This is a genomic window from Streptomyces mangrovisoli, assembly GCF_000974985.2.
Taxonomy (GTDB): Bacteria; Actinomycetota; Actinomycetes; order Streptomycetales; family Streptomycetaceae; genus Streptomyces; species Streptomyces mangrovisoli.
The window spans coordinates 157,424-170,255 of the sequence record NZ_LAVA02000083.1 but is presented as its reverse complement, the minus strand read 5'-3'; the positions used below and the strand labels follow the sequence as shown (position 1 = coordinate 170,255).

At 73.8% G+C, this 12,832-nt stretch carries 11 protein-coding genes and 1 pseudogene; 8 read left to right on the top strand and 4 right to left on the bottom strand.

The features are described from left to right. Positions 1-129 precede the first annotated feature (129 nt). The 4 genes from WN71_RS29885 to WN71_RS29870 all read left to right on the top strand — a co-directional run bounded on the left by WN71_RS29885 (position 130) and on the right by WN71_RS29870 (position 3,864). Entirely contained in the window at positions 130-1,179 is a 1,050-nt protein-coding gene (locus WN71_RS29885; RefSeq protein ID WP_046591056.1) for a LacI family DNA-binding transcriptional regulator, read from the top strand. Between the two features lie 125 nt (positions 1,180-1,304). Further along, complete coding sequence (locus WN71_RS29880; RefSeq protein ID WP_046591075.1) at positions 1,305-1,733, top strand: MarR family winged helix-turn-helix transcriptional regulator; 429 nt, start codon at positions 1,305-1,307, stop codon at positions 1,731-1,733. Beyond that, positions 1,730-3,232, top strand: coding sequence for an MFS transporter (locus WN71_RS29875; protein ID WP_240529815.1), 1,503 nt, complete (start codon positions 1,730-1,732; stop codon positions 3,230-3,232). Before WN71_RS29880 ends, WN71_RS29875 begins: the two co-directional genes overlap by 4 nt. Before the next feature lie 80 nt (positions 3,233-3,312). Beyond that, positions 3,313-3,864 carry an isochorismatase family protein gene (locus WN71_RS29870; RefSeq protein ID WP_046591055.1) on the top strand — a complete coding sequence of 184 codons (552 nt, stop codon included), beginning with the start codon at positions 3,313-3,315 and terminating at the stop codon, positions 3,862-3,864. Between the two features lie 262 nt (positions 3,865-4,126). Here WN71_RS29870 and WN71_RS29865 read toward each other — a convergent pair whose 3' ends face one another. Beyond that, positions 4,127-6,196 carry a YbaK/EbsC family protein gene (locus tag WN71_RS29865; RefSeq protein WP_046591054.1) on the bottom strand — a complete coding sequence of 690 codons (2,070 nt, stop codon included), beginning with the start codon at positions 6,194-6,196 and terminating at the stop codon, positions 4,127-4,129. A 19-nt stretch (positions 6,197-6,215) separates the two neighbouring features. Then, positions 6,216-6,932, bottom strand: coding sequence for a flavodoxin family protein (locus WN71_RS29860; protein ID WP_046591053.1), 717 nt, complete (start codon positions 6,930-6,932; stop codon positions 6,216-6,218). Between the two features lie 297 nt (positions 6,933-7,229). On the opposite strand from WN71_RS29860, the gene WN71_RS29855 reads away from it, so the two are divergent. Continuing rightward, positions 7,230-8,219, top strand: a complete 990-nt coding sequence (locus WN71_RS29855) for an NAD-dependent epimerase/dehydratase family protein (protein WP_046591052.1) — start codon at positions 7,230-7,232, stop codon at positions 8,217-8,219. A 54-nt stretch (positions 8,220-8,273) separates the two neighbouring features. Then, positions 8,274-9,158, top strand: a complete 885-nt coding sequence (locus WN71_RS29850) for a GNAT family N-acetyltransferase (RefSeq protein WP_046591051.1) — start codon at positions 8,274-8,276, stop codon at positions 9,156-9,158. A gap of 117 nt (positions 9,159-9,275) precedes the next feature. Here the strand turns inward: WN71_RS29850 and WN71_RS29845 are convergent, their stop codons facing one another. Both WN71_RS29845 and WN71_RS29840 read right to left on the bottom strand, forming a co-directional pair. Further along, positions 9,276-10,385, bottom strand: coding sequence for a sensor histidine kinase (locus WN71_RS29845; RefSeq protein ID WP_046591050.1), 1,110 nt, complete (start codon positions 10,383-10,385; stop codon positions 9,276-9,278). 2 nt (positions 10,386-10,387) lie between these two features. Beyond that, on the bottom strand, positions 10,388-11,053 hold the full coding sequence (locus WN71_RS29840) for a response regulator transcription factor (protein WP_046591049.1): 666 nt from the start codon (positions 11,051-11,053) through the stop codon (positions 10,388-10,390). A 334-nt stretch (positions 11,054-11,387) separates the two neighbouring features. Here WN71_RS29840 and WN71_RS29835 point away from each other — a divergent pair, with 334 nt between their 5' ends. Both WN71_RS29835 and WN71_RS29830 read left to right on the top strand, forming a co-directional pair. Beyond that, positions 11,388-12,131, top strand: a complete 744-nt coding sequence (locus WN71_RS29835; protein WP_046591048.1) for a glycosyltransferase family 2 protein — start codon at positions 11,388-11,390, stop codon at positions 12,129-12,131. A 5-nt stretch (positions 12,132-12,136) separates the two neighbouring features. Further along, positions 12,137-12,733 (top strand): annotated as a pseudogene (locus WN71_RS29830) (TIGR04282 family arsenosugar biosynthesis glycosyltransferase); the annotation flags it as partial. Positions 12,734-12,832 lie beyond the last annotated feature (99 nt).

Genomic DNA, 12,832 nt, shown 5'->3' with positions numbered 1-12,832 from the left:
GGTCCTTTCGCAGTCCGCGTGTCTCTGCCAGTCTTGAGAACCCGCATCCATCATTCAATGCCGGTGGATCCATCAAAAAGCCATCACGACCGCCGCTCAGGACCTCGGGACCAGCGCCGTGAGACAGCCATGAGACACCCCTACCCGATCAGGGAAATCGCACGTCAGGCGGGGTTGAGCACGGCCACCGTGGACCGCGTGCTCAACGAGCGGGGCAATGTGCGGGACAGCACCGTCCGAGAGGTGCACCAGGCCATCAAGGACCTGGACCGCCAGCGGACCCAGGTCCGCATCGGGGGCCGCACCTTCATGATCGACATCGTGATGCAGTCGCCGGAGCGGTTCTCCACCGCCGTGCGCGAGGCGCTGGAGGCCGAGCTGCCCTCCCTGCATCCCGCCGTGGTCCGCTCGCGCTTCCACTTCCGCGAGGCCTGTCCGCCCGGCGACCTGGTCGACGCGCTGGGCAGGATCGCCGCGCGGGGGACGCAGGGCGTGATCCTCAAGGCGCCCGACGTGCCCGAGATCGCGGCGGCGGTCGGACGGCTGGCCGCGGCCGGGATTCCCGTGGTCACCCTGGTCACCGATGTGCCGCACAGCGCCCGGCTGGCGTACGTCGGCATCGACAACCGCGCGGCGGGTGCCACCGCCGCCTATCTGCTCGCGCAGTGGCTGGGCGACCGGCCGGGCCATGTGCTGACCACCATCAGCCGCGGCTCGTTCCGCGGCGAGGAGGAGCGCGACATGGGCTTCCGCAGCGCCATGCGCCAGGCCCGCCCCGGACGCACGCTGGTGGAGGTCACCGACAGCGACGGGCTGGACGCCACCCAGCGCGAACTCGTCCTCGCCGCCCTCCGGCGCGACGCGGACATCGTCGCCGTCTACTCCGCGGGTGGCGGCAACGTCGCCACCCTCGACGCCTTCGACGCGCTCGGGCGGGAGTGCGCCGTGTTCATCGCCCACGACCTCGATCACGACAACACGCGGCTGCTGCGCGAGCGGCGCCTGTCCGCGGTCCTCCACCACGATCTGCGCCAGGACATGCGGCGCGCCTGCCAGATCGTGATGCGGGCGCACCACGCGCTGCCGGACGTCGGGCCGGTGCTGCCGTCGGCGATCCAGGTGGTGACGCCGTTCAACATGCCGCCGGGGGTGCCGGACGGGCCCCTTACAGCCGCCTGACCTGCCTGGATACCGCGTCTTGGGCGGGTGGCCGGCCCGGATCCGGGAGGGTCGCGAGGGTGCGACACGCCACATATGACAGCCAAACTTGCAAGTTTGCCTGTTGAAATTCTACGGTGGACGACATGAACACTCCTGACCGGTCCCGGTCGGCGGAGGAGCTGATGGCCGTCGTCTCGCTGCTCAACCGCCGGATGCGGGCCGCTTCCACCGAAGGCGCCCTCACCCCGTCGCAGCGCATAGCGCTGAGCCGTCTCGCCGAGGGCCCGGCCACGACGGCCGCACTCGCCCGCGCCGAGCACGTACGCCCGCAGTCCATGCGGGCCACGGTCGGCGTGCTGGAGGAGGCGGGGCTCGTCGAGCGCACGCCGCATCCGACCGACGGGCGCCAGGTCGTCTTCTCGCTCACCGCCGCGGGCCGCGACCGGCTCGTGGCGCTGCGCCAGGCCAAGGAGACCTGGCTCGCGGACGCCATCACCGCCCGGCTCGACGGAGCGGAACAGCGCCTGCTCGACCAGGCGATCGACCTGCTGAAGCGGCTGGCCCAGGCGTGATACCCGGAACGTCCTCAGCCCGTACCGCGGCGGCCGGGCAGCCCCTCGACGGGGGCTCCGTCCGGTCGGACGCGGGCTTCGGGCCGCGCCTGATCACGCCGCTGCTGCTCGGCTCGGTGCTCAATCCGATCAACTCCACGATGATCGCCACCGCGCTCGCGTCCATCGGCACCGATCTGCACGTCGGCGCGGCCCAGACGGCGTGGCTGGTGGCCTGCCTGTATCTGGCGAGCGCCATCGGCCAGCCGGCCATGGGCCGGCTCGCGGACCTCTTCGGACCGCGCCGGGTCTTCATGGCGGGGCTGGTGCTGGTCGGCGCCGCCGGTCTGGTCGGCACGTTCGTACCGCAGCTGGGGTGGCTCATCGCCTCCCGCGTCCTGCTGGGCTTCGGCACATCGGCGGCGTACCCGTCGGCGATGGCGATGCTCCGCGCCGAATCCAGGCGGCTGGGCCGGGAGACCCCGCGGACGGTTCTCGGCCTGCTGTCGCTGGCCGGGCTGTCCAGCGCGGCCGTGGGACCCGTGCTCGGCGGTCTGCTGGCGGCCACACTCGGCTGGCGTGCGATCTTCGCGGTGAACATCCCGCTGGCCGCCGTGACCCTCGTCCTCGCGGCGCTGTGGCTGCCGGGCGGCAAGCCGGCCGTGGACACCGCTCCGAGGCCGGGCGGCGGATCGGCCACGGACGGTGCTCCGGCAGCGGACCCGTCCGCCGCCGGCAGCGCACCCGGGCACCGTGCCCGCTCGGCCTCCCTGGACCCCGTGGGCCTCGCCCTGTTCACCGGCACGCTCGTCACCGCGATGCTGTTCCTGCTCCAACTGGACCGACCCCACTGGTGGTTGCTGCCGCTGGTCGCCGTCCTCGGCGCCGCCCTGGTGCGGTGGGAACTGCGCCGCCCCTCCCCCTTCGTCGACCTCGCCATGCTGACCCGCAACCGCGCCCTGACGACCACGTATCTCCGGCACGGCGTGGCCTACCTCGTCGTCTACTGCGTGATGTACGGCTACGCCCAGTGGCTGGAGGACGCGCACGGCATGAGCGCGTTCACGGCGGGCCTGATCATGCTGCCGATGTCGGTCGCGGCGGCCGTGTGCTCCCTGCTCGGCGCCCGCACCCGGGGCATCCGGGCACCGCTGATCGCCGCCGCCGCGCTGCTGGTCGCGGGCAGCGCCGTCCTGCTGCTCACCGGGCATCACACGTCGACGGCCCTGCTCCTGCTGGGCGCCGTACTGTTCGGACTGCCGCAGGGGCTGATCTCCACCGCCAACCAGGCCGCGGTCTACGCCCAGGCGCCGGCCGGCGGCATGGGTTCCGCGGCGGGCCTCCAGCGGACCGCGCAGTACCTCGGCGCCATCACCGCCGCCAGCCTGATCGGTCTCTTCTACGGCGACCGGGCCACCGACGCCGGACTGCACGACCTGGCCGCCGTCGTGGGCGTGCTCAGCCTCGCGCTGCTCGTCCTGACGGCCGCCGACCGCGCACTCCGTGTCCGCCGCGGCTGACCGGCGCACCTCGACCCCCACAGAACCGCACGGCCGGACCCATCAGGCCGCGCATCACCCCCTTCGAAAGGCAACGCATCATGCCCGCAACGGCACTTGACCCCCGTACCGCCCTCGTCCTCGTCGACCTCCAGAACGGCATCGTCGCCCTGCCGACCGCGCACTCCGCCGACGACATCGTCAAGCAGGGCGCACGGCTCGCCGAGGCATTCCGCGCCAAGGGCCTGCCGGTCGTCCTGGTGAACGTGACCGGCGGCGCGCCGGGCCGCACCGAGGGCGCGGCCGGCGGCGGCGAGATCCCCGCGGACTGGGCCCGGTTGGTGCCCGAGCTGCAGCAGCAGCCGAGCGACGTCACCGTCAGCAAGCAGCAGTGGGGTGCGTTCTACGGCACCAACCTCGATCTGGAGCTGCGCCGCCGCGGGGTCACCCAGGTGGTGCTGGCGGGCATCGCGACGAGCATCGGCGTCGAGTCGACCGCCCGTGCGGCCCACGAGCACGGCTATCACGTGACCGTCGCGACGGACGCGGTCACGGACATGTCGGCCGAGGCCCACGCCAACAGCATCGAGCGGATCTTCCCGCGGCTGGGCGAGACGGACACGACCGACGCGATCATCGCGCTGCTGGGCTGAGGCCGCCTGCCCGAACGGACGCCCGACCGGGCCCCCCGGCCGGGCGTCCGCCCGTGACGGTCAGCGGCCGTCCGCGGCCCGGCGGGGCCCCTTCGCCCTTTCGGGGGCGCTTGGCCGCGTGCATCCCCTGCGGGCCGGTGGGGCCCCTTCGCGCAGTTCCCCGCGCCCCTGAGGGGCGCGGGGAACTGCGCGACCAGCCACCACCGACCCGCAGACGAAGCATGCGCCTGCAGGAGGGGGAGCGAGACCAGCCGTCCAGGCGCTACGGCACCGCGCCGATGGGGACCGACACCGCCGCCGCCTCCGTCGCGTCGACGGGGACCGTCGCCTCGGGACGGCGCAGGTCGAGAACGACGAGTACGGCCAGCGCGGCGCCCAGGTAGATGAGCAGGTTGGTCAGCGCCTCACCCGTACCGTGGCCGTCGAAGTAGATCACGCGGTGCAGCAGGAGATAGCCGTTGCGCGGCGGCAGGTAGGGGCCGATGTCACGCCAGAAGGCGGGCAGATACGGCACCCCGCTCGCACCGCCCGACGACGGATTGCCGAACAGGACCATCGCGACGACCGTCAGCAGGGTGCCCGCCGGCCCGAGCACCTTCTGCAGCACCGCCGCGACGAAGGCGACCACCGCGACCAGCAGCGAGCAGACCGGCCAGACGATCCAGAACTTGTCGCTGGGGAACCCTTGCAGCCAGTAGCAGACGACCAGGTCGACGACCAGGCCGCTCACGATCGCGAAGCCGGCGAGCTGGGCGGCGCGCCAGCGGCCGGCCGCGCGGCCGGTCGCGGCCAGGAGCAGGGTCGAGCTCATGTATCCGCCGATGATCAGCGGCACCAGCATCAGGCTCTGGACCAGTCCGAAGGGGTCCTTGGCGGCCAGCGGGGTCGGGGCGTACTGCTGCACGGTCAGTTTGTGGCCGGTGGCCTTGGCCGCCTCCTCGAAGCGCACCGCGAGGTCCAGCGGCGCGAGGTCGCTCATCGACGGCACCACGATCAGCGTCGTCGAGTCGCCCGAGGTGACGAGCGCGCCGAAGACACGGGCCTCGTTCATCGCGGTCTTGGCCGCCGCCTCGTCCGGGTACTGCGTGACCTTGAGGGAGATCTTCTTCTCGGCCGCGTCCAGCACGGGTGACGAACCGACCGCGCCGAACGGCAGGTTCGTCGCCTTCGGGGCGTGCGAGGCGCTCATGTACGTGGTCGCGAACAGGGACTGCATGACGGCGCAGACGCCGAGTGCGACGAGCAGCGCGACCCAGGAGCGGCGGCTGCCAGGAAGACTCGTGGGGGTGGCCTCGGCGGCCCCCGCCTCCGCTCCCGCCGGGTCCGGCGCGCCGCCGGTCCGGTGGCCGGCGCGCAGGGCCGGGCGGATGCGTCCGAACCAGGCGATGACGGCCGTCCCGGCGGCGGTGTACAGGAGCAGGACGACGATCGGGGTGGTGATGTTGTTGCCGCCGAAGTAGAGCACGTGGTTGATCAGCGTGACGGCGTTCTGCGGCGGGAGGACCACGCCGATGTTGCGCCAGTAGACCGGCAGCAGGTAGGTGCCGAGGCCGCCGGCCGGCGGACCGCCGACGACGATGAAGAGCACCGCCACGAGCAGGGTGCCCATCCTGCCGACGACCGCCTGTACCGCCGCGGCGGCGAGCGCCACGGCCGCGGTGACGAGCCAGAAGCAGGGCAGCAGCGGCCAGAAGTGGCTGCTCGCGTAGGCCCCGATGGCCAGTCCGGCGATCAGGTCGGTGAGCACCGCGCCGACCAGGGCGTATCCGATCAGGATGGCCGCACGCCAGGGCGCGGCGGCGACGCCGTGGGCCGCCTTGTAGACGAACACGGCGGCCAGGTAGCCGCCGATCAGCAGCGGCAGCAGGAGCAGCGAGGTCACGGCGCCGACGGTGTCGTTGGAGGTCAGCGGTGCGATCTCGTGGACGGTGACCTTCTCGCCCAGCTTGTGCGCCGCCAGGAGAAAGGCGGGCTCCAGCTCGGTCTGGGCGAAGAAGCTCTTCGAGGGGACCAGGACCAGGGTGTGGGTCGTGCCGCCGCTGACGTAACCGCCGTACAGATCGCCTTGTTCGGCCGCGTGCTCCAGGGCCGACTGGCTCGGGTACGAGGTCAGGGTGAGGCCGGCCTTCGAGGCGACCTCGGCGACGACGGGCGAGGGCGGGCCGGTCACGCCGAACGGCATGTTCCGCGGCACCAGCAGCTGTTGAGCGCTCACCAGGTTCAGCGCGAGCAGCGCCTGGGCGATCAGCACCAGCCCCAGCGCCACGACGATCTTCAGGGCGCCGCGGCGCCCCTCGGCCGCTGTCCCGGCCGGGTCCTGGGTCGTCGTCATGCTCAACCTCCCGGCGTCCTCAGCGGTGTTCGGGGTTCTCGAAGTCGAAGCGGCAGCCCGCGTCCCATTCGGAGCGCTGGTTGCCGTGGGCCGGGATGCCGCCGGCGTCCTTGAGCATCCGGGCCAGATGGAGCTGGTTCCAGGTCATGAACGTCGTGTTGCGGTTGGTGAAGTCGTTCTCGCGGCCGCCGGAGCCCTCGTCGAGATAGGAGGGGCCGGGGCCCGCCTCGCCGACCCATCCGGCGTCGGCCTGCGGCGGGACGGTGTAGCCGAGGTGCTGGAGGCTGTAGAGCACGTTCATCGCGCAGTGCTTGGCGCCGTCCTCGTTGCCCGTGATCAGACAGCCGCCGACCCGGCCGTAATAGGCGTACTGTCCGTGCTCGTTGAGGATCGACGAGCACGCGTACAGCCGCTCGATCACCTTCTTCATGACGGACGAGTTGTCTCCCAGCCACACCGGACCGGCCAGCGTCAGGATGTCGGCGGCCATCACCTGCGCGTAGACGACCGGCCAGTCGTCGGTCTCCCACCCGTGCACGGTCATGTCCGGCCAGACGCCGGTCGCGAGGTCGAGGTCGACCGCGCGCACCACCTCGACGGCGACGCCCTGCCGTTCCATGATCCCGGCGCTGAGGTCGATCAGGCCCTGGGTGTGGCTGCGTTCCGGGGAGCGCTTCAGCGTGCAGTTGATCACCAGGGCTCGCAGGTCGGCGTACGACGTCGTCGTCTCCGGCACGGACTCCTCCTCGATGCCGTCCCGGCGGCCGACCGGACGGCCCCGGGCACTCCGGTCAGCTCACCAGTCCGGCCCCGCGAGCGCGCGCGGGGCTGGGCCGAAGGCTTGACGGAGGATGCCCGGGCGCGGCGGGGTGGCGGGTGCGGCTACTCCTCGGATGACCTTGCCGAAGTCGGCGGCGACCGGGGGATCGACGCTCGCGGCCGCGAGGGCGACCGCCGGGCGTCCGCCTTACGGAGTCGTGACGTGCGGGCGTGGGGACGGGACCCCCCGCCGCCGGGCCCCTAGCGTGGTCGTATGCGTGTACTGGTCACCGGCGGTGCCGGGTTCATCGGGTCCCATGTCGTGGAGGCGCTGGCGGCGCGCGGGCACGAGCCCGTCGTGTTCGACGTACGGCGGGATCCGGCCTCCGACGTGTGCGACACGGCGGCGGTGGCGCGGGCGCTGCGGGGCGTGGACGCCGTCTGCCACCAGGCCGCGATGGTGGGTCTCGGCACCGGGTTCGAGGACGCGCCGGAGTACGTGCGGCGCAACGACTTCGGCACCGCCGTGCTGCTCGCCGCGATGGCCGAGGCGGGTGTGGAGCGCCTGGTGCTGGCCGGGTCGATGGTCGTGTACGGCGAGGGGCGGTATGCGTGCCCCCGCGATGGCGTCGTACGTCCGGGACCGCGCGCCGTCGGGGACCTGGAGGCGGGCCGGTTCGAGCCGGTCTGCCCGCGGTGCGGCGCCGAGCTGCTGCCCGGACTCGTCGACGAGGACGCCCCCGTCGACCCGCGCAACGTGTACGCCACCACCAAACTGGCCCAGGAGCACCTGGCCGCCGCCTGGGCGCGGTGCACGGGCGGGTCGGCGCTGTCGCTGCGCTACCACAACGTGTACGGCCCCCGGATGCCCCGCGACACCCCGTACGCCGGGGTCGCCTCCTTCTTCCGCTCCGCGCTCGCCCGCGGCGAGGCGCCCCGCGTCTTCGAGGACGGGCGGCAGCGGCGGGACTTCGTGCACGTGCGAGACGTCGCGGCGGCCAACCTGGCGGCGCTGGAGGCGAGTTCGGCGGCGGGTGCGCTCACCGTCCTCAACACCGGCAGCGGGGAGCCGCACACCGTCGGGGAGATGGCCCGCGCGCTGGCCGACGCGCACGGCGGGCCCGCGCCCGTCGTCACCAGTCAGTACAGGCTCGGCGACGTGCGCCACATCACGGCGGACTCCGCACGGCTGCGGGCCGAGCTGGGCTGGAAGCCGGAGGTCGGATTCGCCGAGGGGATGCGGGAGTTCGCGGCGGACCGGTGAGCCGGTGGCTGGAAAGCGGGGTCCCCGACGCGGCCCCGTACGGGATCATGAACCATGCTTGTGGACGACTGGCGACTCACCGGGGACCTCGACGACTTCCACGCTCGGGCCGGGGAATTCCTGCGGTCGCGGCCCGCGCTGCACAACATGCCGTTGACGGAGATCGAGCGGCGGCGGACCCGCGGTGCCGAGGGTGCCGAGGCCGCGCTCTTCGGGCGGCTGGAGTCCGGCGACGGGATCACGGCCGTCTTCTACCGCAGGACGCGCGGATCCCTGTGGATCACCCCCCTCGGCGACGGGCAGGCCGACACCCTGGCCGCCCGCCTGGCCGGGCTCGGCCACTCCCCCTCCGGCGTCTTCGCGGACCACGACACCGCCACGGCGTTCGCACGGGCGTGGCAGCGGCACACGGGCGCGGCACCGGCCCCCACCTGGCGGACCCACCTCTACCGGCTGGGCACGCTCACCCCACCGCGGCCGTACCCGGAGGGCCGGGGTCGCGTCGCGGGCGCGTCGGACCACGATCACGTCGTGCGCTGGTGCCGTGAGTTCAGTGTGGTGGTCGGGGAACAGCCGTCCATCGACCTGATCGACGCCGGCCGGTGGGCCGACTCGCGCTTCGGCGACCGGCAGTTCACCTTCTGGGAGTCGGCGGACGGCACTCCCCTCTCCATGGCGGCCGCGACCTCGGTCGTCGGCGGCATGGTCCGGGTGGATCCCGTCTACACCCCGGCGCGGTTGAGGGGCCGCGGCTACGCGGGCGCCGCGACGGCCGAGGTGAGCCGCGCCGCGCTGGCCGCGGGCGCGCGGGAGGTCGTCCTGCACACCGACCCGGCGAACCCGACCAGCAACGCCCTCTACCAGCGCATCGGCTATGTCCGGCTCGCCGACTTCACGGGGTACTCGTTCTCGTACGGCGCCCCGCGGGAAGCCGGCTAGGCGGGGACGCGGTGCCGTCGGCCGGGCAGGCTCACGGGACCGTCGGCGCGGCGGGGGCGGCGCGCCCCGGCCACGGCGCGGGCAGGGGAGGCTCTCTCCGCCGTCCGTGGGCCGGAGTCACGGCACCGTCGGCAGGGTCACCTCGAAGCGGCAGCCGCCCGGGATGTTCTGGACGGTGGCCCGCCCCTGGTGGGCCTCGACGATCCCCCGGACGATGGCGAGGCCGAGCCCGGCCCCGGCCGGCGGCGTGCGGGCGTGGGTGCCGCGCCAGCCGGTGTCGAAGACCCGGGGCAGGTCCTCCTCGGGGATGCCGCCGCAGCCGTCCGTCACCGACAGCACCACCCCGCCCGTCCCGCGCTCGGCGGCGACGGCGACGGTGCCGTCGGCGGGCGTCCGGCGGATGGCGTTGACCAGCAGGTTGCCCAGGACGCGGCTCATCTCCTTGCCGTCCACCTCGACCGGCACCGCCTCCACCCGGTCCCCGACCAGGCGCACCCCGTGCGCGCGGGCCAGCGGGTCCGCCCCCGCGAGGGCGTCGCCGATCAGGTCGTAGAGCGAGATCCGGGACATCGTCAGCGGGAGGGTGCCCGCGTGGATGCGGGAGAGTTCGAAGAGGTCGCCGACCATGCCGTTGAGCCGGTCGACCTCGGTGCGCATCTGGGTGAGGTAGCGCCCGGGGTCGGGGGCGACCCCGTCCTCCAGCGCTTCCGACATGGCGCGCAGCCCGGCCAGGGGGGTCCGCAGGTCGTGCGAGATCCAGGCGACGAGGTCGCGCCGCGAGGACTCCAACGCCCGCTCCCGTTCCCGGGATTCGGCGAGCCGGGCGCTGGTGGCCGCCAGTTCCCGGCTGACCGCCTCCAGTTCGGCGGTCGCTGGCACGCCGGGCGCGGCATAGTCCCCGGCCTCGCCGAACGAGCGGGCCGCGAGGGCGAGTTCATGGCTGCGCGCCACCACCCAGCGGCCCAGCAGGAGCGCGGTCGCCAGCGACACGACGGCCGCCATGGCAACGACCGTGGTCACCACGGTCAGGTCGTGCGACGACAGGAACATCGCCCAGGCGACCGCGAGGGTGCCCGCGAGCACGCCCACCACGCCGACCGCGGCGACCACGGTGACGGACGCGATGAGCGAGCGGCGCCGGAGCACGCGCAGCAGCGCCGCCCCGGCCAGGCCCGTGACGGCGGCGCCCGCGAAGGCGTACAGGGCGATGAGAAGGAAGTCCCGCACCGTCACTCACCCGCCGGTTCGAAGCGGTAGCCGACACCCCACACGGTCTGGATCAGGCGCGGGCGGGCCGGGTCGTCCTCGACCTTGCCGCGCAGCCGCCGCACATGGACGGTCACGGTCGACAGGTCGCCGAAGTCCCAGCCCCACACCTCGCGCATCAGGTCCTCCCGGCTGTACGCCTGTCCGGGGTGCCGCAGGAAGAAGGCGAGCAGGTCGAACTCGCGCAGGGTGAGCGCGAGTTCGCCGCCGTTCTTGGTGGCGCGGCGGGCCGCCGGATCGACGGCGAGGCCGGCCGCGGCCAGGGGTCGGGTGCCCGTGCCGGGGCGGGTGCGGCGGAGCACCGAGCCGACCCGCAGCACGAGTTCGCGGGGGCTGAACGGCTTGGTCACATAGTCGTCGGCGCCGATCTCGAGCCCGAGGATGCGGTCGTCCTCGTCGCCGCGGGCGGTGAGTATCACCACGGGAACGGGGGCGCGTTCGCGCAGCCGCCGGCAGACCTCCAGGCCGTCCATGCCGGGCAGCATCAGGTCGAGGACGACCAGGTCGGGCCAGTGCGCGGCGGCCCGGGTGAGCGCCGTGGGCCCGTCGTCGGCGCGGTCCACGACAAAGCCCGCGCGGCCGAGGTAGCCGGCCACGACCTCCGCGACGGTCGGATCGTCGTCGACCACGAGGACGCGGGCGGCGTCGGGGGCGACGGGCGGCGTCGGTCCGGCGGCCCCGGTCTCGGTCCCGGCACCGATTCCAATTCCGGCCCCGGTCCCGGCCCCGGTTCCGGTCTCGGCCCCGGTTCCGGCCCGGGTCTGAGCCCCGGTTCCGGTTCCCGTTCCGGTCCTGGTTCCGGTCCCGTCCATGGCTCTCGCCCCCATCGCTGCGTGCGGCTGCTGCATGTCCCCAGCCTCGCACCAGCCGGTCGCGGGCGTCGCACCTCAGGCCACGTCCCGGCCGCGACGTCCGTGTTTCGTAAGGAGCCACTGCCCGATATGTCCGGTTCGCGTTCGTAGGGTGAATGCCGTGACCACCTCATCACCCTCAGAACCCGCCGACGTCGACGTGGTGCTTCCCTGTCTCGACGAGGCCGCCGCCCTGCCCTGGGTGCTGGCACGGATCCCGGCGGGCTGGCGGGCCGTCGTCGTCGACAACGGCTCGACCGACGGATCGGCGGGGATCGCCCGCTCGCTCGGCGCGACCGTCGTGCACGAGCCGCGCCGCGGCTTCGGCGCCGCGTGCCACGCCGGGCTGACCGCGGCCCGCGCCGAGATCGTCTGCTTCTGCGACTGCGACGCCTCCCTCGACCCCGCGCTCCTCGTGCCCTTCGTGGACGAGGTGCGCGGCGGTACGGCCGATCTGGTGCTCGGGCGGCGGCGGCCGCAGGGCCGGGGTTCATGGCCGACGCACGCGCGGGCGGGCAACCTGGCGCTCGCGCGGCTGCTGCGCCGCCGTACCGGGCTGCGGCTGCGCGACCTCGGACCGCTGCGCGCCGCCCGCCGCGAGCCGCTGCTCGCGCTCGGCCTGGACGACCGGCGCAGCGGCTACCCGCTCCAGATGGTGGTGCGCGCCGCCGACGCCGGCTGGCGGATCACCGAGCACGACGTGCCGTACCTGCCGCGCACGGGCGCCTCGAAGGTGACGGGCACCTGGCGCGGGACCTGGCAGGCGGTACGGGACATGAGCCGCGTCCTCGCGGAACCGCCGAGCGGCGCGGAGCCCCGGGCCGTCGCCGAGACCGCCGGGAGGTCCGCACGGTGAGCGGACTGCCCACCCTGCTCGTCATCGCCAAGGAGCCACTGCCGGGCCGGGTCAAGACGCGGCTGACCCCGCCGTTCACGCCCGCCGAGGCCGCCGAGCTCGCCGAGGCCGCGCTCGCCGACACGCTGCTGGCCGTGGCCGCCGCGCCCGCCGCACGACGGGTCCTCGTCCTCGACGGGACACCGGGACCGTGGCTGCCGTCCGGCTTCGACGTCCTTGCGCAGTGCGCGGGCGGCCTGGACGAACGCCTCGCCCACGCCTTCGCCGCCTGCACGGGCCCCGCCCTGCTCATCGGCATGGACACCCCGCAGGTCACACCGCGGCTGCTCGACGTTGATCCCGCGAGCGCCGACGCGTGGTTCGGGGCGGCGGAGGACGGCGGCTTCTGGGCGCTGGGACTGGCCGAACCCGACCCCGCACTGCTGCGCGGGGTGCCGATGTCCACGCCGCACACCGGCGCGGTCCAGCGCGGGCGACTGGTCGAGGCGGGACTGCGCGTGCGTGACCTGCCGACCCTGCGGGACGTGGACACCGCGGAGGACGCGGCCGCGGTCGCGGCCCTCGCCCCGCACGGCCGGTTCGCGGCCCGGCTGGCCCGGCTCGAACGGGTCGACCGGGTCGACCGGGTCGACCGGGTCGACCGGCTCGACCGTTGCGCCCCGCACGGGGGGAGGGTCCTGGAAGCCCCCGGCGGGGCAGCC